The organism is Enterobacter cloacae complex sp. 302F9, assembly GCF_050030335.1.
GTDB lineage: Bacteria > Pseudomonadota > Gammaproteobacteria > Enterobacterales > Enterobacteriaceae > Enterobacter > Enterobacter hormaechei_C.
In genome coordinates this window covers 3842711-3866535 of record NZ_JBLGUC010000001.1, presented here as the reverse complement: position 1 = coordinate 3866535, position 23825 = coordinate 3842711, and the positions used below count along the sequence as shown (strand labels likewise).

Here is a 23825-nt window from a genome sequence, read left to right as displayed (position 1 = left end):
ATGGACATGGTTTTTCGTGCCCTGGCAATTTACCTGTTTCTGGTCATTGTGTTTAAAGTTGCCGGGCGACGCGCTCTGCTACAAATGACCAGTTTTGACCTTATTTTGCTCTTAATTATCAGCGAGGCGACACAACAGGCGCTGCTTGGCGAAGATTTCTCCGTCACCGGAGCAATGATTACAATAACGACGCTGGTGGTTGTGGATATTATTTTTGGCCTACTGAAAAAATATTTTTCCACTGTTGAGAATATTCTTGATGGCACGCCGGTGATATTGGTGGAGAACGGTGTTCCCCTTGCCGATAAACTGAAAAAGGTCGATGTATCCTGTGATGACATATTGGTATCAGCCCGCCAGAATCACGGTATTACAGAATTGAAGGAGATTAAATACGCTATTCTTGAGCGTAATGGTCATATTTCTATTATTCCTGACGAAAATTAAGGGGCAACGCGATGAGCAACCTTATTCACGACAGCAACAGCACCATCAGCGAGCTGACGAAAAAGCTCGCCACTCAGCTTACGGACAGAGGTTTGCGGTTAACCACCGCAGAGTCCTGTACCGGCGGCAATCTCGCGGTTGCGCTTTGTGCCGAAGAGAACACGGCGGAATTTTATGACGTTGGCATGGTGGTGTTCAGCGATGCGGCGAAGGAGAGGATCCTCGGCGTGCGGCACGAAACCATTGAGCGCTTCACCGCCGTCAGTGAACAAACGGTGACCGAGATGGCCGCTAAAATTCGCGAAATTGCCGAGGCGGATATCGGCCTTGCCATCAGCGGCTATGCGGGACCGGAAGGCGGAGACGATGGCACCGCAGCCGGTACGGTCTGCTTCGGCTGGAATATTCGCGGAAAGACGGAAACCCGCACCGTGCTGTTTTCCGGTGAATGTCAGGATGTGGTGGATAAAGCGGTGCGTTATTCCCTGTCTGAACTGATCGAAATACTCTCCGGCTGGGATAACGTCTGAAACAAGGGGAAAGGCTATGGCTGTGATCGTTATTACCGGCGGTACGGCGGGCGTGGGGAAAGCCACGGCGCTGCACTTTGCCAAAGCGGGCTACGATGTGGGCATCATTGCCCGCGACGAGCAGAGCCTGCGCTCCACAGAAGAGGAGTTGCGCCGTTTTGGGATCAACGCCCGTGCCGTTCAGGCCGACGTGGCCGACAGCAAGGCGGTGACCGATGCTGCTAACGAGATTGAATACCGGCTTGGGGCCATCGATGTCTGGGTGAATAACGCTATGGGCGGGATGCTGGCGCCGTTTCGCACCATGTCCCCGGAGGAGTTTCGCCGCGTCACCGAGGTGACCTATCTGGGCTATGTTAACGGCACCCGCGCCGCGCTGGAGTTAATGACCCCACGCGATCGCGGAACGATTATTCAGGTTGGCTCCGCGCTGGCCTACCGTTCCATTCCCTTGCAGTCAGCCTACTGCGGGGCGAAAGCCGCAATCCGCGGATTTACCGATGCCGTGCGCACCGAACTGATGCATGAAAACAGCCGGGTGCAGATCGCAATGGTACAGATGCCGGGCCTCAATACGCCGCAGTTCGAGTGGGCGAGGAATAAATTTGCCTGGGCGATGCGCCCGGTTCCTCCCGTTTTTCAGCCGGAAGTAGCTGCCAGCGCTATTTTTAAGGTGGCGCAGAAACCGGTGCGGGAACTGTGGGTGGGCAGCAGCACCGTCCAGTCGATTGTCGGGCAATTTCTTTTCCCCGGCTTTCTGGATCGGCTGATGGTTAAAAAGGCCTGGGAAGGGCAGATGACCGATACGTTAAATGCGGATGACCGTCAGGACTATCTGGATCAGCCGGTTAACGACCTGCATAAAATCCACGGGCACTTCACCGACGAAGCAAAAGAGCGCGCTATCAGCGTCACCTCCGGCATGCCGGGGAAAGTGCTGCTCGGCTCCCTTGCCGTCACGGGCGCGATCGTGGCCCGTCTGCTGCTCTCGCGGAGACGATAATCAGCGCAGTGCGGTATGATCGGTCCAGAACCAGCGGTAGCCATAGCCGCTGAGGTTAAGCGCGACGGTTTTGCCGCACACCAGCGCGTCGTCGTAGCGTTTGTCCGCCAGGCAGGCGGTCCAGGTCGCATGCCGGATCCCTCTGGCGGTAAAATTAACGGGCTTATCGCTGAAGTTAACGAAGGTCAGAATGCTGCGCGTGTCGGTTTCGTAATAGATCCCCAGTACCGCATCGCTGTCGATATTAATAAGACGAAACGGCGCGACGCCGATCTCAGGGAACTCCGAGCGCGTATTGGCGATATCGATAATGCAGTGCAGGAGTGAGTTGCGGTGCAACAGCGAATCCGCCACGTTGATTTTTTGATAGCGGTACGGGCCGTGGTCAATCATCGGGGCGACAAAAGTTTCCGGGTCGGCATCTGAGAAACCGCCGCCTTGCGATCCGGCCCACTGCATCGGGGTGCGTACGGCGTAACGCTCCTCCAGATCCAAATCATCCCCCATGCCAATCTCATCCCCGTAGCGCATGACCGGTACGCCCGGTAGCGAAAACAAGACCGCATGGCAAAAGGCCAGCCGCTTTCGATCGCCATTAAGCATCGGCGCCAGACGGCGGCGGATACCTCGCTGATACACACTCATCTCTTCATCAGGGGCAAAGGTATCGATGACGGTCTGCTTCGCTTTTTTTCCTATCCCTTCCAGATCCAGCTCATCATGATTGCGCAGCCAGTTGGCGAAGCAGCAGGAGTCCGGCGGCACAATCATCTTCTTCACCGCGTTGCGCAGCGGTCGTGCGCTCTTCTCTGCCAGGCTGACGTAAAAGTACTTATTGAGCCAGAAATTCAGCACCAGGTTGAGCCGGTCGTTCTGACCAAAATAATCTTTGTAGGCCTCGACCTCCACGTCGACTTCGCCGAGCAGGATCGCGTCCGGGTTACGCTGCCCGATAAGACGGCGCAGATGTTCCAGGATCCACAGGCCGCGTTTTTCATCCCCACGTCCGGCCTGTTTTGTCAGGTGCGATGCCGCATCCAGGCGAAAGCCCGACACCCCGAGCTTTAGCCAGAAGATGATGATGTTCTCAATCTCCTTTAGCACCGCAGGGGAGGCCAGATTGAGATCCGGCTCGTGGTGATAAAACATATGCCGGTAGTATTGCTCCGCCTCGTCGTCCCATGTCCAGATGCTCTTCTCCACGCCGGGGAACATCGGCGGCGTATCGTCGTTGTCGGTGTCGGACCACAGGTAATAGTCACGGTAGGGTGACTGGGGGTTGCGGCGGGCCTGTTGAAACCAGGGATGCGCATCCGAGGTATGCTGGATCAGCAGCTCAATAATGACCTGCATCCCCAGCTCCCGCGCCTGTTCAATAAAGGCGATGATATCGTTGAGCTTGCCGAAGCGGGGATCGACCTGCAAATGGTCGCTCACGTCATAGCCTTCATCGAGAAAAGGCGTGAGGTAAAACGGGGTGATCCAGATAACCGTCGCGCCCATCCGGCGGATGTAGCGCAGCTTCGCGGTGATTCCGGCGATGTCGCCACAGCCATCGCCGTTAAGATCGTAAAACAGGGCGGTATCAATCTGGTAAATAATGGCGCGTGTATGCCAGCCTGCCATAGCAATCCTTAATGATAACCTTCGGTATCAGACACTTTGCCCCGGAAGACGTAGTAGCTCCAGGCGGTATAAACCAGGATCACCGGGATGATTAACAGCGTACCAATCAGCATAAACAGCTGGCTGGCAGGCGGCGCGGCGGCTTCCCACAGGGTGATGTGCGGCGGAATAATGTGTGGCCACAGGCTGATACCCAGGCCGCTAAAGCCGAGGAAGATCAGGCCCAGCGTTAACAGGAACGGACGGGCATGGCTGTCGGGATTGCGCGTCAGCCGCCAGATCCACAGGCTGAATACCGCCACCAGAACCGGAACCGGCAGGAACCAGAAGAAGTTGGGCAGAGTAAACCAGCGCTCGGCGACAAACTGCCAGCCGAGCGGGGTCCAGATACTTACCACCGCAATAACGGCGATCAGCGCCAGCAGAACGTGGCGAGTCAGCTCGCGCATCCGGTTTTGCAGCGCGCCTTCGCTTTTCATGATCAGCCACGTAGTAGCCAGCAGGGTATAGGCGACAATTAAGCCCAGCCCGCAGAACAGGTTAAACGGGGTGAACCAGTCCAGCGAGGAGCCCACAAAGCGACGCCCTTCCACGTCAAAGCCGTTGATCATCGCGCCAACCACGATCCCCTGGCTGAAGGTTGCCAGCAGGGAACCGCCGGCAAAGGAGTAGTCCCAGAATTTGCGGTGGGAAGGGGTCGCCTTAAAGCGAAACTCAAACGCCACGCCGCGGAAAATAAGCCCGATCAGCATGGCCGTCAGCGGGATGGTCAGGGCATCGATTATTACCGCGTAGGCCAGCGGAAACGCGCCGAACAACCCTGCGCCGCCGAGGACCAGCCAGGTTTCATTTCCGTCCCAGACCGGGGCGACGCTGTTCACCATCACGTCGCGCTCTTTGGCATCGCCCACAAAGCTGAACAGCATGCCGATACCGAGATCGAAACCGTCCATGATGATGTACATCAGCGTGGCGAAGACAATAATGGCAAACCAGATGACCGGGATATCGACGCCCATCAGATCTTCTCCTCTTCCGGAACAGACTCGGCGGCGGACAGCGGACGGGCAGGGGTGCCCGACGTATTAGACGTTAGCGTGCCCACAGGCTGCGGACCTTTCTTAATCAACCGGGCGAGATACACATAACCCACGCCAAACACCGAACAGTAGACCACGATAAAGGCCAGCAGGCTGATGCTCATCTGCAACGTGCTGTGCAGAGACACCGCATCTATCGTGCGCAGATAGCCGTAAACGACCCACGGCTGGCGGCCCACTTCGGTGGTGACCCACCCGGCGAGCAGCGCGAGCAGTCCGGCAGGCCCCATACAGAGGGCAAACCAGTGGAATGGCCGCGAGTGATAGAGTCGACGGCGATAGCGCAGCCAGACGCTCAGCACGCCAAGGGTAATCATCAGCAGCCCCATGCCGACCATAATGCGGAAGGACCAGAAGACGATGAGCGAGTTAGGGCGGTCCTCTTTCGGGAAATCCTTCAGCGCAGGGACCTGTTTATCCAGGCTGTGCGTCAGGATCAGGCTGCCGAGCGCGGGAATTTCAAGCCCGTATTTGGTGCGCTCCTCTTCCATATCCGGTACGCCAAACAACAGCAGCGGGGTGGCCTCGCCGGGCGGGTTTTCCCAGTGGCCTTCAATCGCGGCGATTTTGGCAGGCTGGTGCTCAAGCGTATTCAGGCCGTGCATATCCCCAACCACGGCCTGAATGGGCGCGACCAGCAGCGCCATCCACATGGACATGGAGAACATTGTGCGAATAGCGGGCGTATCGTTACCGCGCAGCAGATGCCATGCCCCGGATGCGCCCACAAACAAGGCGCTGCACAGGAAGGCGGCGATGGACATATGGATCAGGCGGTAAGGGAATGAGGGGTTAAAGATAATGGCCAGCCAGTCTTCGGGAATGACCTGACCGTTCTGAATACTGAAGCCCTGCGGGGTGTGCATCCAGCTGTTAGAGGCGAGGATCCAGAAGGTGGACATCAGCGTGCCCAGCGCCACCATGCAGGTGGCAAAGAAGTGCAGGCCGGGGCCGACCTTGTTCCAGCCGAACAGCATCACGCCTAAGAAACCAGCTTCCAGGAAGAAGGCGGTTAAGACTTCATAGGTGAGCAGAGGGCCGGTTATGCTGCCTGCGAACTGGGAAAAGCCGCTCCAGTTAGTCCCAAACTGGTAAGCCATGACCAGCCCGGAAACCACTCCCATACCAAAGTTGACGGCGAAAATTTTCAGCCAGAAATGGTATAGCGAGCGCCAGACATCATTTTTGGTGCGAAGCCACATGCCTTCGAGAACCACCAGATAGCTCGCAAGCCCGATGGTGATCGCCGGGAAGAGAATATGAAAAGAGACGGTAAAGGCGAACTGTATCCTGGCCAGATGAAACGCATCAAGCTCGAACATGCTCCGTACCTCTGGAACTGATAGCGCACAAGGCATTGCCAGACAGCCTCAGGCTGCCTGGCAAAACCGGTTACGGTTTTTTCTTACCTGCACCAAGCTCGGCACCGGTAAGCGGATCGGCATTGGGGTCGGATTTCGTGCGTGCGCACATCGCTTTGACCAGCGTTTCCTGCTCTGTAGTGAGCGTTACGCTTGCGCCGCCGTCACCGCCATCGACCGCTGGCTGAGGAGATTCCACGTAGTCGAAGTGCTTATCGCTGTTCCAGCTGCCGCGAACTTCTCCCCCCTCAGACATATTGTAGTACTTGTTGGTGTACTCTTCGATTGGCGGCAATTTACCCGGTGGGAAATTGTTACGGATCGACTGAAGCGCCTTCTCAAACGAGAGCTGGTGTGCTGCCTCACGCGTCATTAAAAACGCCAGCGCATCTTTAACACCCGGATCGTCCGTTACGTTAATAAGCCGTTCGTAGATAATTTTGGCGCGCGCCTCGGCCGCTATGTTAGAGCGCAGATCCGCGGTCGGTTCGCCAATGGTATCCACGTACGCCGCCGTCCACGGTACGCCTGCGGAGTTAGTAAGCGGAGTACCGCCGCCGTAGAGCAGGGAGGTGATATGACTGTCGTTGCCGTTCTCGGTCATGGAGCGGTACAGTTCCGCTTCATTTTCAACGCCTTCCGCCAGTTCGCCTTTCGCACCCTTATTGAGCATACCCACCAGGGTGCCGATAATTTCCAGGTGACTTAACTCCTCGGTCGCGATATCCATCAGCATATCTTTACGACCGGGATCGTCGTCGCTCAATCCTTGCGTAAAGTAACGACATGCCGCGGCAAGTTCGCCTTGTGGCCCGCCAAACTGCTCAAGCAGAAGATTGGCCAGGCCCGGATTCGGTTCGGCTACGCGTACCGTGTATTGCAGCTGTTTTACGTGTCGAAACATACATTCTCCCTATTTCGTTATTTTTTAGCTTCAACGCCATCCGCGTCGGAGCGCAGCAGGAACTGTTCCGTCGTCTGTGGAATATGCTGGAGCAGCCAGTCTGCCATCTGGCGCTCTTCTTCCAGAATGGATTCAAGGGCTGGAATGGAGGCGGTATCGCCCGCTTGTTTGGCCGCAGCCAGCAGAGAGGTGTAGCAGGCAATTTCAAACTGCTCAAAAACGTAGCCGCTGATAGAGCCTTTAACAATTTCGTCGGAAGGGAACATGCCGCCAATGGACTGGCCGAGCGCCGCCATTTTACTCATGGAATCTTTTATGACCGAACGGGAAATATCATTGCGGTCGAGAATTTCTTCCAGCACGGTAATTTGGTGTTTAGTCTCATTAACGTGTTGTTCAATTCGTGCACGTAAGTCGGGATAATTATCAATACGGCTGGCCATTGATTCCAGCATGGATTCGGCTTGCTTTTCCATCGCATGGGCATCGCGTAGCCAATCATGGTAGTGTTCTACATGATTCATAATTAACTCCTGTGATTTATTTTCTGGTTAATTTTTGGTGCTGATGCTCATCAGATATTAATTATCCTTTCTGGGCTTTTTGATTAATATTACCGACAGCCAGATCGGTTAATTTGAGATCGGTTTCTTTTTCTTCTTCCAGCGTTTCGGCAAGAAGTTTAACGGCTTTTTTATAGCCTAATTGTTCAGCCAGGGTGGCCAGGGTGCCGTAGCTGGCAATTTCGTAATGTTCAACTTTCTGAGCTGCGGCAATTAATGCAGCGTCACGCACTTCATTTTTCTCAGTGCTCTCAATAACTTCGTTGGCTTCTTCAATTAAGCCTTCCATCGCAACGCATTTCATGCGCTTCAGTTTGAGGCCGGATTCCTGCTCAATAATCTGATCGATACGTTCGATCTGTCCCTGCGTCTCTTCGAGGTGAGCCGTGAACGCGGCACTCAGCTTCTCGCTGGATGCGGCGCGAGCTAATTTGCTTAGCGCGCGGGTCAGCTGCTTCTCAGCGCTGTAGGTGTCGGATAACAGGTGAATAAATACATCTTCAACAGTTTTCATATTCATATTTTCGCTCCAGTGAAATAAAGGGAAGGTACTGCGAGCCGACGGGCCCGCAGCATGCTCTCGGTATATTTATAAGAGCTTTAAATAAGATCAGGAGTTATCAGATTTACGGCCTCCGCCATGACTACTCTGACCCCCTTTCTTACCCGCTTCAGATGCGCGTTGCGGATCGTTTTTGAAATTACCGCCGCTGTGCTGGCCGCCTTTACGTCCAGCTTCTGATGCCTTTTCACGGTCTTCAGCGAAATTACCGGAACCACCACGATGTTGCTCTGCCATATATCAACCCTCATGTTGCGTTTATGTCAGGAGATACGATAAGTAATTCGTATCAGTTGTCGTTCAGAAATTAACATTAGTCGTTATGTGAGAAGAGTCAAATTTCTTGTCTGGGTTGTTTTGCGGTAATTTTGCAGGGAGTGAAGAAATACCGCTTCGTTACGAGTTTTAAAAACGGATGGGAAATCCATCAGTTAGATGAAAATAAATCCGGAGGTTAAGATTGCGCTTAGCTAATAATCCTAATGTGAACGTGGCGTGAATTATTACAAGAATTGACACAGCGCAAAAATATATCTTCGCAACGGGTGTTCTTGTATTCGGAATAATCCTATGAACGTGAAGAAGTCATGCGCTGAAAAGAGTGTGGCTAAACCTCGTTTTTGACGTGGTCAGGCGGATCGGGTGAGGGTATGCTTCTTTTGTCACCACAATAATTACAGAGGCAATGTCATGGATCAGGAGCTACTGGATGCGGGGTACCGGGCCTATACCGGTGAGAAAATCGATGTCTACTTCAACACCGGGATCTGCAAACACTCGGGCAACTGCGTGCGCGGCAGCGCGAAGCTGTTCGATCTGAAGCGTAAACCATGGATCGCGCCGGATGAAGTAGATGCAGAAACGGTTATGCGCGTAATTGATACCTGCCCGAGCGGTGCGCTGAAGTACCGCCAAAAATAAGCGAGGAACCATGGAAATTCTTGAAGGCCATAACAAGTTTTACGTCAACGACGCCGAAGGCAATCAGGTAGCGGAGATCGTCTTTGTCCCGACCGGCGAGCATCTGAGCATCATTGAGCACACCGATGTGGATCCGAGCCTGAAAGGGCAGGGTGTGGGTAAACAGCTGGTGGCGAAGGTGGTAGAGAAGATTCGCGGTGAGAATCGTAAAATTATCCCGCTGTGTCCATTTGCGAAGCATGAGTTTGATAATACGCGGGAGTATGACGATATTCGGGCGTAAAACAGATGCCCGGCATTGCGCCGGGCAGCATACTCAACCCACAAACATCACCGACACACACAGCACACCCACAATCAGCGTCAGCAGGTTACCGATGGAGCGGTACGGTTTTAATGACGGGATCAGGTACGTCGACAGCGTCGGCATGATGAACAGGATCATGGCGATAAGCGGACCGCTGATGGCATAAATCATTGAGATCGCATTCGGGTTGATGCAGCAGACCGCAAAGGTAATCAGCGACACGCCGAGAATCGAAATCGCGCGGTTAAAGGCGCGGCTTTTCTTCACACCCACCTGATTCAGCGACGATTTCACAATTTCCGTTGCCCCTTCAATCACGCCAAAATAGGTGCCGAGGAACGATTTCGACATCGCAATAATCGCCACGATAATGCCGGAAATGCCCAGCCATGCCGGGGACGATGGCATCATCGACAGCGCGGACAGGATCGTCACCCCTTCCTCTTTTGCCGCCACGATATACGACGGTGGAATCGAAAGCAGGCAGCTGAACACAAAGAACAGCACGCTGAGGCAGATGATCAGGTACGCCACTTTCATGATTTTTTTGCATTTACCCATCGCCTCTTCACCACATTTCTCGCGACGGTCTACGGCGAAGGTCGAGATGATCGGAGTATGGCTAAAAGCGAAAACCATCACCGGGATCGAAATCCACACCTGGTGCAGCGTATGCTGGTCGAAGGCCATCTGGCTGGTCAGCAGCGACGGCTGCCAGCTGCCCGTCAGATACAGCGAGACAAACAGGAAATAGGCGATCAGCGGAAAGACAAGGAAACCCATCACCTTAATGGTGATGTGCCGCCCCATCAGGAAGATCAGATTCAAAATCAGCACTACGCCAAAGCTCACCAGCATCCGCATGCCGGTATCCACCGTCATCCGTTTCGCCAGCTGTTCAGTGAGTGAGTTGGTTATCGCCACCGCGTAAATCAGAACTACCACAAAGAAGGCCACAAAATAGAGTGTGGTGATCAGGTTGCCGATCTTTTTGCCGTAGTAATGCGAAACGGCACCGGTGATCCCTTCGTTGCCTTTCGTCTTCGACGACAGAATAAATTGCGCCAGCGCTTTATGCGGCCAGTAGGTTAAGGGATACGCCACAAGGGCGGTGATCAGCAGGACAATCGCGCCAGCAGAGCCGAGCTGAATGGGCAAGAACAGGGTTCCTGCGCCCACGGCAGTGCCGTAGAGGGCGAAACTCCAGAGAGTCTCTTCTTTTGACCAAATTTTCGACATTAGAGCAACGTATCAACTATAAAACGAACAAAAAGGAGTGCAATTTACCATAATTATGCGTTGAGGTCGCCGTTGCTTCGCAGGGGGTGGGCCGGAGCAGGTCTCCGGCCGGAAGGTTATTCGCTTGCCAGGGCGCGTCGTTGCTGGCGGCGCTTGATGATTTTCTCCCGCAGGGTGTCGTACGCCCAGTTGTAGAGCATGGTGTACGGCAGGAAGAACAGAAAGAAACCAAATTCCAGGGTAAAAGCCTGGAGCAGCGTCACGCCCAGCACGGCGGCAACGATGGTTACGCCAATCACAATAAAGCCGCATTCAAAACCCAGGGCATGCAGGGCGCGCACTTTCGCCGTGCGCTTCACCCGCTGGACGGGCCAGAAACGGTCGAAGCCAAAGTTATAGATAATGTTCCAGAGCATTGCCGTGGTCGCCAGAATAATGGTGAGACCCCCCATTTCAACCACCGAGCGCTGCATTAGCCACGCGGCCGTCGGGGCGAGGATCGCCGTAGCAATGCCTTCAAAACAGACGGCATGGAAGATCCGCTCCGGCAATTTACGTTGGAGTGCATCCTGATGTTGCATATTTACCTCATATTGACGCCAGTATGGGCGTTGATGCGGCCTATTCTTATCGTTTAAGGTGATATATAAAAGATGGTATCCATCGATAAAGTAGATACATCATGCGTTACTCTCCCGAAGCACTGACCGCGTTTGTTGAAACTGTCGCCGCAGGTTCGTTTTCTGCTGCGGCACGGCGGCTGCGTAAAAGCCAGTCCACCATCAGCACCTCCATTGCCAACCTTGAAGCTGACCTTGGCTTTGAGCTGTTCGATCGCTCGGCGCGTCACCCGGTATTAACCGCCCAGGGTGAACAGGTGCTGGGCTATGTCCAGTCGATACTCGCCGCCAGCGCGCGCCTGGATGAGCTGGCCGTATCTTTAACCGCGCAAACGGAGGCGCGTTTTACCTTTGTTCTCTCCGATACGCTTAACCCGGCCGTGCTGGAACAGATGATGAGCCAGTTCGACCAGCGTTTTCCGCACACGGAATTTGAGTGCCTGATTGGAGAAGAGGAGGACGTGATCGATCTGCTGCAAAAGGAGCGGGCGCAAATTGGCCTGACGGAAGCGCGCGACAGCTACCCGACCGATATTGGCGCGACCCGTCTGCCTATGCAGACGCGGATGGCCATCTACGTTTCTGCCGGACATCCTCTGGCAGGGCAACATGAGACGCAGGCGGACGAGCTGCATGGCTGGCGCGAGCTGCGGTTGAGCACCTATCTTGAACGGGAAGCGCCCCTTTCGCGCGGGCCGGTCTGGTCTGCGCCGAATTACCTGTTACTGCTGAGCATGGCGGTACAGGGCTTTGGCTGGTGCGCGTTACCCTGCGCGCTGGTCGACGAATTTGCCGCGTCGAAATCGCTGGTGCAGCTGAACGTGCCGGGCTGGCCGAGGTCGATTGCCATCGATCTGGTATGGAACAAACGAACCCCGCCCGGCGTCGCCGGAAGCTGGCTGCGCCAGTACTTGCAGGACGCACGATAATCCTGTGACTAAACTCACTAATTTTAAACATTTGCGTCAATTGTTGATAACAATCCTCTACTATCGTCATGTCATTTTGCACAGAGGTCGTGATGAAAGATGTCGTTATAGTGGGTGCGTTACGTACGGCTATCGGCTGTTTTCAGGGAGCGCTTGCGCGTCACTCTGCGGTTGATCTTGGCAGCGTGGTGGTAAGAGCGCTGGTGGAACGCAGCGGGGTTGCCGCACATGAAATTGATGAGGTGATCCTGGGCCAGGTGCTGACCGCTGGCGCGGGACAAAACCCTGCGCGCCAGGCGGCGCTGAAGGGCGGCCTGCCTAATACCGTTTCGGCAATTACCATCAACGACGTCTGTGGTTCAGGTTTGAAAGCGCTCCATCTTGCGACGCAGGCCATCCAGTGCGGTGAAGCGGACGTGGTCATTGCCGGCGGGCAGGAGAATATGAGCCGCGCCCCGCATGTCCTGACCGACAGCCGGACCGGCGCGCAGCTCGGGAATAGTCAGCTGCTTGACAGCCTGGTTCACGACGGGCTGTGGGACGCCTTCAACGACTACCATATGGGCGTAACGGCGGAAAACCTGGCGCGGGAATACGGTATCAGCCGCGAGCTTCAGGATGCATATGCCCTCAGCTCACAGCAAAAAGCGCGTGCAGCGATCGACTCCGGGCGTTTTCGCGATGAAATTGTCCCGGTCAGTACCCAGCGCCAGAACGGTGAAGCGCTCATCGTCGATACCGACGAGCAGCCGCGCACCGATGCCAGCGCAGAAGGGCTGGCAAAACTCGATCCGGCCTTTGAAACGCTCGGTTCCGTAACGGCAGGCAACGCCTCATCCATTAACGACGGTGCGGCGGCGGTGATGATGATGAGTGAAAGCAAAGCCCAGGAGCTGGCGCTGCCGGTGCTGGCGCGGATCAAAGCGTTTGCCAGCGTGGGCGTTGATCCCGCGTTAATGGGGATCGCCCCGGTCTATGCCACGCGCCGCTGCCTGGAGCGGGCGGGCTGGGAGTTGAACGATGTGGATCTGATTGAGGTCAACGAAGCTTTTGCTGCACAGGCGATCTCGGTCGGGAAAATGCTGGAATGGGATCCGCTGCGGGTCAACGTCAACGGCGGAGCCATCGCGCTGGGCCATCCCATTGGCGCCTCCGGCTGCCGCATTCTGGTGTCGCTGGTCCACGAAATGAAAAAGCGTAACGCCCGAAAAGGGATCGCAACGCTCTGTATTGGCGGGGGGCAGGGGGTGGCCCTGGCTATCGAACGGTAATTTCTCCCTCTGCGCACAGAAACCTCCCACGGGAGGTTTTTTTGTGTCCGCAGAATCCTTTTTTAACACTTATGCGTTCTTTCTGAAGCCCGCAATAATTATTGCGCGGTTAATTATTTGCTTTGTGAAGTGCTTAATGTGATCTCACGCCTGAAATTTACGGTTAATACCCTTTTTTTGTTGATGGGGTTCACGTCAATCTTTGCCAAAAAAAATGAAACAAATAATTTCGATCCTTGTCACTAAAATAACGGTGCATAAAAAATAAACTCAAGTTTCATAAAAACGAAACGTTATTTTAATTGAGGGTTTTTTCATGTTTAAGAAATCTCTGCTCCTTGCTTCCCTTATTAGTGCCTCTTTTGCGGCTAGCGCCGTTACCATCGATCTGCGTCACGAATATATTGACAGCGGCTCGAATGCCGACCGTGTTGCCGTCTCGCACCGCTTTGATAATGGCTTCGGTTTTTCAGTCGAGGCGAAGTGGAAATCAGGGGGGGACAAGGCAGATCAGCCATTCGCGGATGTAGTGGGGAACGGTCACGAAGATCAGATTAGCTGGCGCTGGAAAGCGACAGACAATATTGCCCTGACCCCTGCGTTTACGATTGAAAGCACAGACAGTCGCACCATTTATAAACCGAATCTGCATGTGCAATATAGCTTCGATAATGGCTTCTACGTGGCTGCGCGTTACCGTTACGAATATACCCGCTACCCGTCAAGCTCAAATAAGGACGATGATAAAGTTAACCGTGGCGATGCGTGGGTCGGTTGGGTATTAGGTGACTGGCGTACCGAGCTGAACTATGTTTACGCGAAAAGTTCTGAAGGCGTGGCCCGAAATAACAATAAAGATTATTCCAACGAATATAACGCCAAGCTGGCCTACAAATGGGATAAAAACTGGGCGCCGTATGTGGAGGTGGGCAACGTGGGGGTTAAAGACACGGACGAACGCCAGACCCGTTTCCGTTTAGGCGTGGCGTACTCCTTCTGATAATTTATCTTCTTCGCTAAAACCGCCGGGTGGCGCTTCGCTTACCCGGCCTACACCTTCTTATCCGACCTACACCTTCCTTCCAATCCGTCGTTTCGTAGGCCGGGTAAGCGAAGCGCCACCCGGCAAAAAGCGCCGCGCAATCACCCAAAAAAAAGCCCTCCGAATCGGAGGGCAAGGCCAGTTACAGAAACACTAACTCAAATCAGACATGCAACATTTCAGGTTGCTCGGGGAGTTTCGCGATATAGAGGGCCGGTTTGCCGTCTTTATCGGAACTGTACAGCACCGCTTTTTCGTCCGGCGTGAAGGACGGATGCGGGTGGGTTACCTGGCGGCTGTTCGCCACCGTAGCCCATGAGGTGTCATGACGGGCGATGCGGTAACAGGCTTTCTTCGCCACGTCAAAGGCATACAGATAAGGATCGTTATCAATGGTGTAGCCGCCGGTGTCTTTCACATCGACAGGCGTACCGGAGCCGTCGCCAACCAGCAGGGTGCCGTCGACGTTGCTCATCAGGTGCGAACAGGCGGGCATATTCATTACCGCTTCATTCACGCCGGTGTCCGGGTTGAAGCGGGAGATGGTGCGCCCTTGCTGACCTTTCAGGTAAGAAACGTAGATCAGCGCGGACCCGTCCGGCACCCAAAATTCATGTGTACAGCTTTCACCTTCCGCGTGCGTTTTCACTTTCCGCACGTTGCTGCCATCTTCGTTCACCAGCCACATGCGGGCGTCGACCAGGTCGTGCGGCCCTTCATGACAGAAGGCCACGGTATTGTCATCGAACGGGCGATATATCGGATGTCCCAGCCAGATCTTCTCGTCATGAATGGTGGTGCTTTCACCCGTTTTCAGATCAACGCGCAGCAGGCGGCAGTGCGGCCCTTTGTGGAAGAAGTCGTGGAAAATTTTCCAGTCGTTGAGTGGCGTCCAGTCACGTCTGGCAATCTCAATACCCACCAGTTTGGTGCAGTCGCTGTTCGCGACCCAGGTGCCGTAGCCGACCCACTCTTCCGGTACGCGGTACACTTCGCGCTCTGCCAGCGTCTGTAAATCCACCTCCAGCAGGGTGCGATCGTTCTTCACATAGTAGAGGGATTTATCGTCCGGAGAGAGAAACCCGCCAAAGGTGTTATCGCCCGCGCCTTCGGTCAACTGTACCGCTTCGGCGTTTTTCAGATCCAACAGGTAATAGTTCCAGTGACCGTCGAACTCCCCGGCGAACAGCAGGTGGCTGCCATCGTTAAAGAAGCACTTCTGATAAAAGTAGTTGCGATGACAGGTTACTTCCGGTGGGGTCAGGCGGGTGACTTCCACGCCTGTATCCGGATCGCGGCTGACCTCATAGTTCAGCTTGACCCGCATACCTTTAGCCATAATGCACTCCTTTGAACGCGTAATGTAGGTTGAAAACTAGGTGATAAATTATCAAAACGTTGTTTCATTATGTGTGACTGACAGCGCACTTTCTCAGTTTCATTAACCAGATTGAGGGTCTTAAAGATTTATCGTGATCGAAACACCATTTCTGGCATAAACAAGCAGAAAAAATGAAACGTTGTTTTAAATTCAATTGAAAACCCCGTGGTCAGGGGATAATATGTGTTCATCACGAAAACGGAACGTTGTTTCGTTAATTATCTTTGCCTTCGGGCACGATCAATTCTGGAGGTTTACGTGGACGTCAGACAAAGCATCCACAGTGCGCACGCTAAAACGCTGGATACTCAGGGGCTGCGCAGTGAGTTTTTAGTTGAGCAAGTGTTCGAAGCCGACAAGTACACCATGCTCTACAGCCATATTGACCGCATTATTGTGGGCGGGATTATGCCGGTGGCGAAAACCGTCTCCGTGGGCGGTGAAGTGGGCAAACAGCTGGGCGTGAGCTACTTCCTCGAACGCCGTGAACTGGGCGTGATTAACATCGGCGGGCCGGGCACCATTACCGTTGATGGCCAGTGCTACGAAATTGGTCACCGCGACGCGCTGTACGTCGGCAAAGGGGCGAAAGAAGTGGTGTTCGCCAGCATTGATGGCAGCAAACCGGCGAAGTTTTACTACAACTGCGCCCCGGCTCATACGACTTACCCCACCAAAAAAGTCACGCCAGCGGATGTTGCCCCGGTGACCCTTGGCGATAACCTCACCAGCAACCGTCGCACCATCAACAAATACTTTGTTCCGGATGTGCTGGAAACCTGTCAGCTCAGCATGGGGCTGACCGAACTTGCGCCGGGCAACCTGTGGAACACCATGCCGTGCCATACCCACGAGCGCCGCATGGAGGTCTACTTCTATTTCAACATGGATGAAGACGCCTGCGTGTTCCACATGATGGGACAGCCGCAGGAGACGCGCCATATCGTTATGCACAACGAGCAGGCGGTCATTTCGCCGAGCTGGTCCATCCACTCTGGCGTGGGAACGAAAGCCTATACCTTTATCTGGGGTATGGTCGGTGAAAACCAGGTCTTCGATGACATGGACCACGTCGCTGTTAAGGATCTGCGCTAGTCGCAGGCAGTTAAGTATATATCTGCCTGTTGCTGACAGGCGCTGAACGATTAAGGAATAAACATGATTCTGGATGCATTTTCTCTGCAAGGTAAAGTGGCTGTGGTTTCCGGTTGTGACACCGGGCTGGGGCAGGGTATGGCGTTAGGTCTGGCTGAAGCGGGCTGCGATATCGTCGGGATTAACATCGTTGAGCCAACGGAAACCATCGAGCGCGTTACCGCACTGGGCCGCCGTTTCCTGAGCCTGACCGCGGACCTGCGCAAAATCGATGCGATCCCTGAGCTGCTGGATCGCGCGGTGGCGGAGTTTGGGCATATCGATATTCTGGTCAACAACGCCGGCCTGATCCGTCGTGAAGACGCGATTAACTTCAGCGAAACGGACTGGGACGACGTGATGAATCTGAACATCAAGAGCGTGTTCTTTATGTCCCAGGCGGCTGCGAAGCACTTCATCGCCCAGGGGAAAGGGGGCAAGATCATCAATATTGCCTCCATGCTCTCTTTCCAGGGCGGCATCCGCGTGCCGTCTTACACCGCATCGAAGAGTGCCGTGATGGGCGTGACCCGTCTGCTGGCGAACGAGTGGGCGCAGCACAACATCAACGTCAACGCGATTGCGCCGGGCTACATGGCCACCAACAATACCCAGCAGCTGCGTGCGGATGAAGAGCGCAGCGCGGCAATCCTGGAGCGTATTCCAGCGGGTCGCTGGGGTCTGCCGAGCGATCTGATGGGCCCGGTTGTGTTCCTGGCGTCCCCGGCTTCGGATTATATTAACGGCTACACCGTTGCCGTTGACGGCGGCTGGCTGGCACGATAATTCACCCCGAATAAAGAACCTCTGCCCTCGGGTGGAGGTTTTTTTTGCGCCAAAATTGGCTTTATCCATATCCTTAAAGATGAAAAATCCATACTGAAAAGGAATGAATGACAGGTGTCACACATTTATTGCTTAAATATTAACTAATTAATAAAAAATAAGGTTAAACCACCCTGATTTGAAATTGTAATGTCCATCACAGATCGGTATGTCGTAGCGAAATAATCCATATCTTCACCAGTTCCGGCCTGACACTTTCTTCCGGTATCTCGTAATTTCACTTAACGAATTTCGCTGTTGAGGCAGGAAACTATGACATCTGTAAATGACTCTACCCTTATGCCCGCTGCGCTGCGCGATACCCGACGCATGAACCAGTTTGTTTCTGTTGCGGCCGCCGTAGCCGGTTTACTGTTTGGTCTGGATATCGGCGTTATCGCTGGCGCACTGCCCTTTATTACCGACCACTTTACGTTAAGCAACCGCCTGCAAGAGTGGGTGGTGAGCAGCATGATGCTGGGTGCGGCCATCGGCGCACTGTTTAATGGCTGGCTGTCGTTCCGTCTCGGGCGCAAATACAGCCTGATGGTTGGGGCGATCCTGTTTGTTGCCGGTTCCATTGGCTCGGCGTTTGCCATCAACGTTGAGGTGCTGCTGCTCTCCCGCGTGCTGCTGGGCGTGGCGGTGGGTATCGCGTCCTACACCGCGCCGCTTTACCTCTCCGAAATGGCGAGCGAAAACGTGCGCGGGAAGATGATCAGCATGTACCAGCTGATGGTGACGCTCGGGATCGTGCTGGCGTTCCTGTCGGATACATACTTCAGCTACAGCGGCAACTGGCGGGCAATGCTTGGCGTGTTGGCGCTGCCTGCGGTGCTGCTGATTGTGTTAGTCATTTTCCTGCCGAACAGCCCGCGCTGGCTGGCGCAAAAAGGGCGTCACGTGGAGGCGGAAGAGGTGCTGCGAATGCTGCGCGACACGTCTGAAAAAGCGCGTGAAGAGCTGAACGAAATCCGCGAGAGCCTGAAGCTGAAGCAGGGCGGCTGGTCGCTGTTTAAGGCAAACCGCAACGTGCGCCGCGCGGTGTTCCTCGGCATGCTGTTACAGGCGATGCAGCAGTTCACGGGGATGAACATCATCATGTATTACGCCCCACGCATCTTTAAAATGGCCGGTTTTACCACCACCGAACAGCAGATGATCGCCACGCTGGTGGTAGGGCTGACCTTTATGTTCGCCACCTTTATCGCGGTGTTCACCGTTGATAAGGCCGGACGTAAACCGGCCCTGAAAATTGGCTTTAGCGTGATGGCGCTCGGCACCTTAATACTCGGCTACTGCCTGATGCAGTTCGATAACGGCACGGCGTCAAGCGGCCTCTCCTGGCTCTCCGTCGGCATGACCATGATGTGCATCGCCGGTTACGCGATGAGCGCCGCGCCGGTGGTGTGGATCCTGTGCTCTGAAATTCAGCCGCTGAAATGCCGTGACTTTGGTATCACCTGTTCCACCACCACCAACTGGGTGTCGAACATGATCATTGGCGCGACCTTCCTGACGCTGCTGGATGCGATTGGCGCGGCAGGCACCTTCTGGCTCTATACGGTGCTGAACGTGGCGTTTATCGGCGTGACCTTCTGGCTGATTCCGGAAACCAAAGGCGTGACCCTGGAGCATATTGAACGCAAGCTGATGAGAGGGGAGAAACTACGTAATATCGGCGTGTAATGTCATTGCCCGGTGGCGCTTCGCTTACCGGGTCTACGATAGCCTGTAGGCCGGGTAAGGCGTAGCCGCCACCCGGCTTTGTGTTTACCGCATCGCACGTCTCAAAATACGCTCCGCCTGACGCTGGAAGTCAGCGGCCGTCTCTTCCACGGTTTTCTGCCCGTAGTCGATATACTGCAAAGAGGTACCGAACTGCGCCACAATCTGTGGGTCGTCAAAGTATGGCGAGACGGTGAGTTTCGCCAGCAGCGACTGCGCCAGGCGCAGGCCCGCCACGGATGGATCGTCCTCCTTAATGGTGCCGTCTTCGGTCAGATACTGCACCGCCACTTTGCTCAACGGCACGCCGCGCTCAAGACCCAGCGTATCAACCCCTTCTTTGCTGTTGAGCAGGAAGTTAATCAGCTTCGCTGCCGCTTCCGGGTTTTTGGTTGTCTTACCAATCGACAGCATCTGCGCCGGTTTGAAGAACAGACCCGCGTCGGTGGCGCCCGGCAGCATTGGGTAGCTGCCGAGCTCCAGTTTCGCCGGTGGCTTCAGGTTGTCGGAATATTTGTTGATGGTGGAGTTCCACATGTAGGTGCCGCCCCATTCACCCTGGATCCACGGCTTCATCTCATACATGTTGCTCTTACCGAACGAGGCATAGTATTTGGTGTCCGGCATGACGTGGCTGTCGATCAGCTTTTTGTAGGTCTGGAAAAACTCCACCCACTGTTCCTTTGTGTAGCTGAACTTTTTGGTTTTCTCATCCACCGCAGGAATGTTGTACTTCTGGATCATGTACGAATTCAGCAGCGCCAGCGTATCCTGGTGCTCCAGGATCACCGGGTAGTATTGCTTGCCGAGCTTGCTCTCGAAGGTTTTACCGGCCGCCATCAGCTCGTCCCAGGTTTTCGGGTACGCAATACCCGCTTTTTTCCAGGTTTCGTCATTGAAGTAGAACACGCGCGCCGTCACCGAGATCGGAATGCCGTTCAGCTTGCCGTTCACGGTGGTGGTTTGTAGCTCTTTGGGATCGAACTGCGACAGGTCGATCACGTCCTTCATCTTGTTCAGATCGTAGAAGCCATCACCGGTTTTGGAGAAGATCGGCAGCCAGTTCCAGTTCGTCTGCATCACGTCCGGCTCGGTGCCGCCCGCAATCTGGGTGGTCAGACGGGAGAGGTGACCGTCCCAGCCGGTGTATTCCGCTTTTACGTTGATGTCCGGGTTCTGCTTATGGAACTCTTCCAGCGCTTTCAGAGTGACCTGGTGACGGCCATTGCCGCCCCACCAGGACATCCGTAAATCCACATTCTGCGCCATCGATGGCAAAGCGGTAAGGCCCAGGGTCGCGGAGATTGCTGCGCTTAAAAGCACTTTTTTCATTTTTATCACTCCATCAGAGAGAGAGGTTCTGTTCAGTTTTTGCGTCAAAAATATGACACTTGTTCATCTCAAACGTGAAATACACCTTACGATGAAGCCCTTTATCAATCATTGGCTTAGCTTCATCGGACGGGATTCGGGCGGTCAGTTCGTAGTCCGCGACCTTCAGGTACACAAAGAATTCGTGGCCCATGTTCTCCACGCGCACCATCTCCCCGCTACAGCCGCCATTCGGGAAGGGCTCATCAGAGAGCGACACAAATTCCGGGCGCACGCCGTAGAAGATCTCCTGACCCGCGTAAGCCGCGACTTTCTCCTGCTTCTCCGCGTTCAGCGGCATGGTTTCATCGCCAATGGCGATGTGCAGCTGGCCCGCTTTTTCGACCAGCACGCTTTTGCGTATATTCATCTCCGGCGCGCCGATAAAGCCCGCCACGAACATGTTCTTCGGCTTGTGGTAGAGGTTGTCCGGCGTGTCCACCTGCATGATATGGCCGAGCTTCATCACGCAGATGCGGTCGCCCATGGTCATCGCTTCGGTCTGGTCGTGGGTCACGTAAACGGTGGTCGCCGGTTTTCCTGACTTCTTCAACTGCTTGTGCAGGTCAGAAATACGGATACGCATCGAAGCGCGCAGTTTGGCGTCGAGGTTTGAAAGCGGCTCATCGAACAGGAACACATCCGGCTTTTTCACAATCGCACGGCCTACCGCCACGCGCTGCGCCTGGCCGCCGGAAAGCTGGCGCGGCAGGCGGTCGAGCAGCTCTTCCAGCTCAAGAATTTTGGCGGCTTCATTCACCTGAGACTCAATCTGATCTTTCGGCAGTTTGCTCAGCTTGAGACCAAAGGCCAGATTCTCGCGCACCGTCATGTGCGGATAGAGGGCGTAGTTCTGGAACACCATTGCAATACCGCGCTCTTTCGGCGCGAGGTTGTTCACGATCTTGTCGCCGATGCGCACCTCGCCGCCGCTGATGGTTTCCAGCCCCGCCAGCATGCGCAGGGTCGTGGATTTGGCGCAGCCGGATGGGCCGACGATCACCATGAATTCCCCTTCAGCAATTTTAAGATCGATAGCGTGTACCGCTTTAAAGCCGTTGGAGTAGACCTTTTCCAGCTTGTTGAAAATAACTTCAGCCATGGTATTTCCCTCTTAACCTTTAATTCCGCTGCTGGTGACGCCCTGTACGAAGTAGCGCTGTGCCAGGAAGAAGACAATGATGGATGGCAGAATGGAGATGCTCGCCATTGCCAGAATTTCGTTCCACGGCGCGCCTTCGGTGACGTCGATGGACATTTTCAGCGCCAGTGCGATGGGGTATTTATCCACGCTGTAGACGTAAATCAGCGGCCCGATAAAGTCGTTCATGGACCACATGAACTGGAACAGGGCGACGGAGATAATGGCCGGTTTCAGGATCGGCACCACCACGTACCACAGCACCTGAATGGAGTTACAGCCGTCTATCTGCGCCGCCTCTTCCATGTCACGCGGGACGCCGCGCAGGAACTGGATCAGCATGAAGACGAAGAACCCCTGAGTGGCGAAGGCCAGCGGCAGGTACAGCGGCATATAGCTGTTGAGCATGCCCATTTCACGGAACATCAGGTACTGCGGGATCAGCAGCACGGTGCTGGGCAGCAGCATGGTGGTGATGAGCGTAGCGAACCAGAACTTCTTCCACGGGATCTCGAAGCGGGCAAAGCCGTACGCCACGATGGTGGAGGAGATAATGGTCAGGATCACTTTCGGGATCACATACTTAAAGGTATTCAGCATGTAATGGCCGAAGTTGTACTCGGTGCCGGTTTTCCAGCCGTTTACGAAACCATCCCAGGTGGCGTGGGCTGGCCACAGGCTCAGGGTGGTGAAGATCTCGTGGTTCGGTTTGAACGACGCGGAGAACATCCACACCAGCGGGTAAAGCATCAGCAGGCCGACAGCCAGCAGGATCACATAGCGAACGGAGGCGTTGATTTTCTCTCTGCGCAGCGTGCGGGCCACTTCGCGTTCGGCGACGCTTCTTGCCGTGGAGAGTTGTTGAATATCAGCCATTTTTGCCTCCTTTATCGGCGGAGTAAAACACCCAGTATTTCGACGACTTAAAGGCGATACCGGCGAAGACGGCCACCACCAGGAACAGGATCCACGCCAGCGCCGCGCCATAGCCCATATCGAAATACTTGAACGCGGTGTCGTAGATGTAGAGCGAGAACAGATAGGTCGAATAGGTTGGCCCGCCGCCGGTAATGACGTACGGCCCGGTAAATTCCTGGAACGCCTGCGTGGTCTGCATGATGAAGTTGAAGAAGATCACCGGCGTAATCAGCGGCACGGTCACCTTCATGAACATCTGCCATTTCGATGCGCCATCGATCATTGCCGCTTCATACTGGGACTGCGGAACGTTTTGCAGCGCGGCCAGGAAGATGACCATCGCGGAACCGAACTGCCAGACACGTAGCAGGGTAACGGACATCAGCGCCAGCGACGGCTCGCCCAGCCAGTTCACCGGATCAAAGCCAAATACACCGATAAAGCTGTTCAGCAGACCATCAATGGCAAATAAGGCGCGCCACAATACGGCAATGGCGACGGAGCTGCCGAGGATCGACGGAATATAGTAGGCCGTTCGGAAAAAGCCGATGCCGCGTAATTTAAAGTTCAGGACAAAGGCAATTCCTAATGCAAAGGCGAGTTTTAACGGGATGGTTAAAAATACATAGGCAAAGGTCACGCCCATGGATTTCCAGAAGAGCGTGTCTTCGGTAAACATGTAGCGATAGTTTTCAATGCCGTTAAACACCGGCGGACTCATCAAATCGTAATCCGTAAAGCTGAGGAAAAACGATGAGACGAAGGGGAATGCCGTAAAGAGTATCAGCCCGATGATGTAGGGTGATATCCATGCGAGCCCCAGCAACTTGTTTTCATTCATACATACCTACCTGGCAATCAATGGTTTAATACGAAATCTGCTTTGTTACATTTTCCCAGGC

25 protein-coding genes are annotated in these 23825 nt (G+C 54.5%); 11 read left to right on the top strand and 14 right to left on the bottom strand.

Features of this window, described 5'->3' with window-relative positions; translation table 11 throughout:
* The 3 genes from ACQG0T_RS18705 to ACQG0T_RS18695 are packed head-to-tail and all read left to right on the top strand — an operon-like array spanning position 1 to position 1980.
* Entirely contained in the window at positions 1 to 447 is a 447-nt protein-coding gene (locus ACQG0T_RS18705; RefSeq protein WP_006811854.1) for a DUF421 domain-containing protein, read from the top strand.
* A gap of 11 nt (positions 448 to 458) precedes the next feature.
* Complete coding sequence (locus ACQG0T_RS18700) at positions 459 to 977, top strand: 2-oxo-tetronate isomerase (RefSeq protein ID WP_017382875.1); 519 nt, start codon at positions 459 to 461, stop codon at positions 975 to 977.
* A gap of 16 nt (positions 978 to 993) precedes the next feature.
* The gene (locus ACQG0T_RS18695; RefSeq protein WP_015571781.1) at positions 994 to 1980 is read left to right on the top strand and encodes an SDR family oxidoreductase; all 987 of its coding nucleotides are present in this window, start codon (positions 994 to 996) and stop codon (positions 1978 to 1980) included.
* Here the strand turns inward: ACQG0T_RS18695 and ACQG0T_RS18690 are convergent, their stop codons facing one another.
* From ACQG0T_RS18690 to ACQG0T_RS18660, 7 genes are all read right to left on the bottom strand, one after another.
* Positions 1981 to 3606, bottom strand: coding sequence for an alpha-amylase family protein (locus ACQG0T_RS18690; RefSeq protein WP_426723860.1), 1626 nt, complete (start codon positions 3604 to 3606; stop codon positions 1981 to 1983).
* 8 nt (positions 3607 to 3614) lie between these two features.
* The gene (cydB, locus tag ACQG0T_RS18685) at positions 3615 to 4625 is read right to left on the bottom strand and encodes a cytochrome d ubiquinol oxidase subunit II (RefSeq protein ID WP_015571779.1); all 1011 of its coding nucleotides are present in this window, start codon (positions 4623 to 4625) and stop codon (positions 3615 to 3617) included.
* A complete protein-coding gene (locus ACQG0T_RS18680; protein ID WP_059295437.1) occupies positions 4625 to 6028 on the bottom strand; it encodes a cytochrome ubiquinol oxidase subunit I in 1404 nt (467 codons plus the stop codon). The genes cydB and ACQG0T_RS18680 overlap by 1 nt, the downstream gene beginning before the upstream one ends.
* Before the next feature lie 70 nt (positions 6029 to 6098).
* Positions 6099 to 6971: a manganese catalase family protein gene (locus tag ACQG0T_RS18675; protein ID WP_015571777.1), complete on the bottom strand. Its 873-nt coding sequence runs from the start codon at positions 6969 to 6971 to the stop codon at positions 6099 to 6101.
* A gap of 17 nt (positions 6972 to 6988) precedes the next feature.
* The gene (locus ACQG0T_RS18670; protein WP_017382870.1) at positions 6989 to 7495 is read right to left on the bottom strand and encodes a ferritin-like domain-containing protein; all 507 of its coding nucleotides are present in this window, start codon (positions 7493 to 7495) and stop codon (positions 6989 to 6991) included.
* Positions 7496 to 7556: 61 nt separating this feature from the next.
* Complete coding sequence (locus ACQG0T_RS18665; RefSeq protein ID WP_003862851.1) at positions 7557 to 8054, bottom strand: ferritin-like domain-containing protein; 498 nt, start codon at positions 8052 to 8054, stop codon at positions 7557 to 7559.
* Positions 8055 to 8144: 90 nt separating this feature from the next.
* Positions 8145 to 8333 carry a general stress protein gene (locus tag ACQG0T_RS18660; protein ID WP_015571775.1) on the bottom strand — a complete coding sequence of 63 codons (189 nt, stop codon included), beginning with the start codon at positions 8331 to 8333 and terminating at the stop codon, positions 8145 to 8147.
* Between the two features lie 453 nt (positions 8334 to 8786).
* Between ACQG0T_RS18660 and yjdI the strand changes: the two genes are divergently transcribed.
* The gene (gene yjdI, locus ACQG0T_RS18655) at positions 8787 to 9017 is read left to right on the top strand and encodes a 4Fe-4S mono-cluster protein YjdI (protein ID WP_015571774.1); all 231 of its coding nucleotides are present in this window, start codon (positions 8787 to 8789) and stop codon (positions 9015 to 9017) included.
* Between the two features lie 10 nt (positions 9018 to 9027).
* Positions 9028 to 9300 carry a GNAT family N-acetyltransferase gene (locus ACQG0T_RS18650; RefSeq protein ID WP_271040449.1) on the top strand — a complete coding sequence of 91 codons (273 nt, stop codon included), beginning with the start codon at positions 9028 to 9030 and terminating at the stop codon, positions 9298 to 9300.
* Between the two features lie 33 nt (positions 9301 to 9333).
* On the opposite strand, the gene ACQG0T_RS18645 is transcribed toward ACQG0T_RS18650, so the two are convergent.
* The gene (locus tag ACQG0T_RS18645; protein ID WP_252051579.1) at positions 9334 to 10563 is read right to left on the bottom strand and encodes an amino acid permease; all 1230 of its coding nucleotides are present in this window, start codon (positions 10561 to 10563) and stop codon (positions 9334 to 9336) included.
* Between the two features lie 116 nt (positions 10564 to 10679).
* Positions 10680 to 11144 carry a multidrug/biocide efflux PACE transporter gene (locus ACQG0T_RS18640; protein WP_045344638.1) on the bottom strand — a complete coding sequence of 155 codons (465 nt, stop codon included), beginning with the start codon at positions 11142 to 11144 and terminating at the stop codon, positions 10680 to 10682.
* 101 nt (positions 11145 to 11245) lie between these two features.
* Between ACQG0T_RS18640 and ACQG0T_RS18635 the strand changes: the two genes are divergently transcribed.
* The 3 genes from ACQG0T_RS18635 to ACQG0T_RS18625 all read left to right on the top strand — a co-directional run bounded on the left by ACQG0T_RS18635 (position 11246) and on the right by ACQG0T_RS18625 (position 14383).
* On the top strand, positions 11246 to 12112 hold the full coding sequence (locus tag ACQG0T_RS18635) for a LysR family transcriptional regulator (protein ID WP_032649394.1): 867 nt from the start codon (positions 11246 to 11248) through the stop codon (positions 12110 to 12112).
* A gap of 92 nt (positions 12113 to 12204) precedes the next feature.
* Positions 12205 to 13383, top strand: coding sequence for an acetyl-CoA C-acetyltransferase (locus ACQG0T_RS18630; protein ID WP_017692722.1), 1179 nt, complete (start codon positions 12205 to 12207; stop codon positions 13381 to 13383).
* A gap of 316 nt (positions 13384 to 13699) precedes the next feature.
* On the top strand, positions 13700 to 14383 hold the full coding sequence (locus tag ACQG0T_RS18625; protein WP_023304360.1) for an oligogalacturonate-specific porin KdgM family protein: 684 nt from the start codon (positions 13700 to 13702) through the stop codon (positions 14381 to 14383).
* 205 nt (positions 14384 to 14588) lie between these two features.
* On the opposite strand, the gene ACQG0T_RS18620 is transcribed toward ACQG0T_RS18625, so the two are convergent.
* Positions 14589 to 15764, bottom strand: a complete 1176-nt coding sequence (locus tag ACQG0T_RS18620) for an oligogalacturonate lyase family protein (RefSeq protein WP_047745242.1) — start codon at positions 15762 to 15764, stop codon at positions 14589 to 14591.
* A gap of 300 nt (positions 15765 to 16064) precedes the next feature.
* Here ACQG0T_RS18620 and kduI point away from each other — a divergent pair, with 300 nt between their 5' ends.
* From kduI to araE, 3 genes are all read left to right on the top strand, one after another.
* A complete protein-coding gene (kduI, locus tag ACQG0T_RS18615) occupies positions 16065 to 16901 on the top strand; it encodes a 5-dehydro-4-deoxy-D-glucuronate isomerase (protein WP_023304358.1) in 837 nt (278 codons plus the stop codon).
* A 63-nt stretch (positions 16902 to 16964) separates the two neighbouring features.
* Positions 16965 to 17726 carry a 2-dehydro-3-deoxy-D-gluconate 5-dehydrogenase KduD gene (kduD, locus tag ACQG0T_RS18610; protein ID WP_003862835.1) on the top strand — a complete coding sequence of 254 codons (762 nt, stop codon included), beginning with the start codon at positions 16965 to 16967 and terminating at the stop codon, positions 17724 to 17726.
* Between the two features lie 312 nt (positions 17727 to 18038).
* Complete coding sequence (araE, locus tag ACQG0T_RS18605) at positions 18039 to 19454, top strand: arabinose-proton symporter AraE (RefSeq protein ID WP_023295370.1); 1416 nt, start codon at positions 18039 to 18041, stop codon at positions 19452 to 19454.
* A gap of 84 nt (positions 19455 to 19538) precedes the next feature.
* Here the strand turns inward: araE and ACQG0T_RS18600 are convergent, their stop codons facing one another.
* The 4 genes from ACQG0T_RS18600 to ACQG0T_RS18585 are packed head-to-tail and all read right to left on the bottom strand — an operon-like array spanning position 19539 to position 23764.
* Positions 19539 to 20825: an ABC transporter substrate-binding protein gene (locus ACQG0T_RS18600; protein WP_252051577.1), complete on the bottom strand. Its 1287-nt coding sequence runs from the start codon at positions 20823 to 20825 to the stop codon at positions 19539 to 19541.
* A gap of 13 nt (positions 20826 to 20838) precedes the next feature.
* Positions 20839 to 21966 carry an ABC transporter ATP-binding protein gene (locus ACQG0T_RS18595; protein WP_023295369.1) on the bottom strand — a complete coding sequence of 376 codons (1128 nt, stop codon included), beginning with the start codon at positions 21964 to 21966 and terminating at the stop codon, positions 20839 to 20841.
* Between the two features lie 12 nt (positions 21967 to 21978).
* On the bottom strand, positions 21979 to 22881 hold the full coding sequence (locus ACQG0T_RS18590) for a carbohydrate ABC transporter permease (protein ID WP_045344634.1): 903 nt from the start codon (positions 22879 to 22881) through the stop codon (positions 21979 to 21981).
* Positions 22874 to 23764 carry a carbohydrate ABC transporter permease gene (locus ACQG0T_RS18585; protein WP_003862825.1) on the bottom strand — a complete coding sequence of 297 codons (891 nt, stop codon included), beginning with the start codon at positions 23762 to 23764 and terminating at the stop codon, positions 22874 to 22876. Before ACQG0T_RS18585 ends, ACQG0T_RS18590 begins: the two co-directional genes overlap by 8 nt.
* Positions 23765 to 23825: the final 61 nt, after the last annotated feature.

Excerpts from the sequence above, each read along its gene's own strand:
- ACQG0T_RS18705 (WP_006811854.1), top strand. The coding sequence starts at position 1 with ATGGACATGGTTTTTCGTGCCCTGGCAATTTACCTGTTTCTGGTCATT.
- ACQG0T_RS18700 (WP_017382875.1), top strand. The coding sequence starts at position 459 with ATGAGCAACCTTATTCACGACAGCAACAGCACCATCAGCGAGCTGACG.
- ACQG0T_RS18695 (WP_015571781.1), top strand. The coding sequence starts at position 994 with ATGGCTGTGATCGTTATTACCGGCGGTACGGCGGGCGTGGGGAAAGCC.
- ACQG0T_RS18690 (WP_426723860.1), bottom strand. The coding sequence starts at position 3,606 with ATGGCAGGCTGGCATACACGCGCCATTATTTACCAGATTGATACCGCC.
- cydB (WP_015571779.1), bottom strand. The coding sequence starts at position 4,625 with ATGGGCGTCGATATCCCGGTCATCTGGTTTGCCATTATTGTCTTCGCC.
- ACQG0T_RS18680 (WP_059295437.1), bottom strand. The coding sequence starts at position 6,028 with ATGTTCGAGCTTGATGCGTTTCATCTGGCCAGGATACAGTTCGCCTTT.
- ACQG0T_RS18675 (WP_015571777.1), bottom strand. The coding sequence starts at position 6,971 with ATGTTTCGACACGTAAAACAGCTGCAATACACGGTACGCGTAGCCGAA.
- ACQG0T_RS18670 (WP_017382870.1), bottom strand. The coding sequence starts at position 7,495 with ATGAATCATGTAGAACACTACCATGATTGGCTACGCGATGCCCATGCG.
- ACQG0T_RS18665 (WP_003862851.1), bottom strand. The coding sequence starts at position 8,054 with ATGAATATGAAAACTGTTGAAGATGTATTTATTCACCTGTTATCCGAC.
- ACQG0T_RS18660 (WP_015571775.1), bottom strand. The coding sequence starts at position 8,333 with ATGGCAGAGCAACATCGTGGTGGTTCCGGTAATTTCGCTGAAGACCGT.
- yjdI (WP_015571774.1), top strand. The coding sequence starts at position 8,787 with ATGGATCAGGAGCTACTGGATGCGGGGTACCGGGCCTATACCGGTGAG.
- ACQG0T_RS18650 (WP_271040449.1), top strand. The coding sequence starts at position 9,028 with ATGGAAATTCTTGAAGGCCATAACAAGTTTTACGTCAACGACGCCGAA.
- ACQG0T_RS18645 (WP_252051579.1), bottom strand. The coding sequence starts at position 10,563 with ATGTCGAAAATTTGGTCAAAAGAAGAGACTCTCTGGAGTTTCGCCCTC.
- ACQG0T_RS18640 (WP_045344638.1), bottom strand. The coding sequence starts at position 11,144 with ATGCAACATCAGGATGCACTCCAACGTAAATTGCCGGAGCGGATCTTC.
- ACQG0T_RS18635 (WP_032649394.1), top strand. The coding sequence starts at position 11,246 with ATGCGTTACTCTCCCGAAGCACTGACCGCGTTTGTTGAAACTGTCGCC.
- ACQG0T_RS18630 (WP_017692722.1), top strand. The coding sequence starts at position 12,205 with ATGAAAGATGTCGTTATAGTGGGTGCGTTACGTACGGCTATCGGCTGT.
- ACQG0T_RS18625 (WP_023304360.1), top strand. The coding sequence starts at position 13,700 with ATGTTTAAGAAATCTCTGCTCCTTGCTTCCCTTATTAGTGCCTCTTTT.
- ACQG0T_RS18620 (WP_047745242.1), bottom strand. The coding sequence starts at position 15,764 with ATGGCTAAAGGTATGCGGGTCAAGCTGAACTATGAGGTCAGCCGCGAT.
- kduD (WP_003862835.1), top strand. The coding sequence starts at position 16,965 with ATGATTCTGGATGCATTTTCTCTGCAAGGTAAAGTGGCTGTGGTTTCC.
- araE (WP_023295370.1), top strand. The coding sequence starts at position 18,039 with ATGACATCTGTAAATGACTCTACCCTTATGCCCGCTGCGCTGCGCGAT.
- ACQG0T_RS18600 (WP_252051577.1), bottom strand. The coding sequence starts at position 20,825 with ATGAAAAAAGTGCTTTTAAGCGCAGCAATCTCCGCGACCCTGGGCCTT.
- ACQG0T_RS18595 (WP_023295369.1), bottom strand. The coding sequence starts at position 21,966 with ATGGCTGAAGTTATTTTCAACAAGCTGGAAAAGGTCTACTCCAACGGC.
- ACQG0T_RS18590 (WP_045344634.1), bottom strand. The coding sequence starts at position 22,881 with ATGGCTGATATTCAACAACTCTCCACGGCAAGAAGCGTCGCCGAACGC.
- ACQG0T_RS18585 (WP_003862825.1), bottom strand. The coding sequence starts at position 23,764 with ATGAATGAAAACAAGTTGCTGGGGCTCGCATGGATATCACCCTACATC.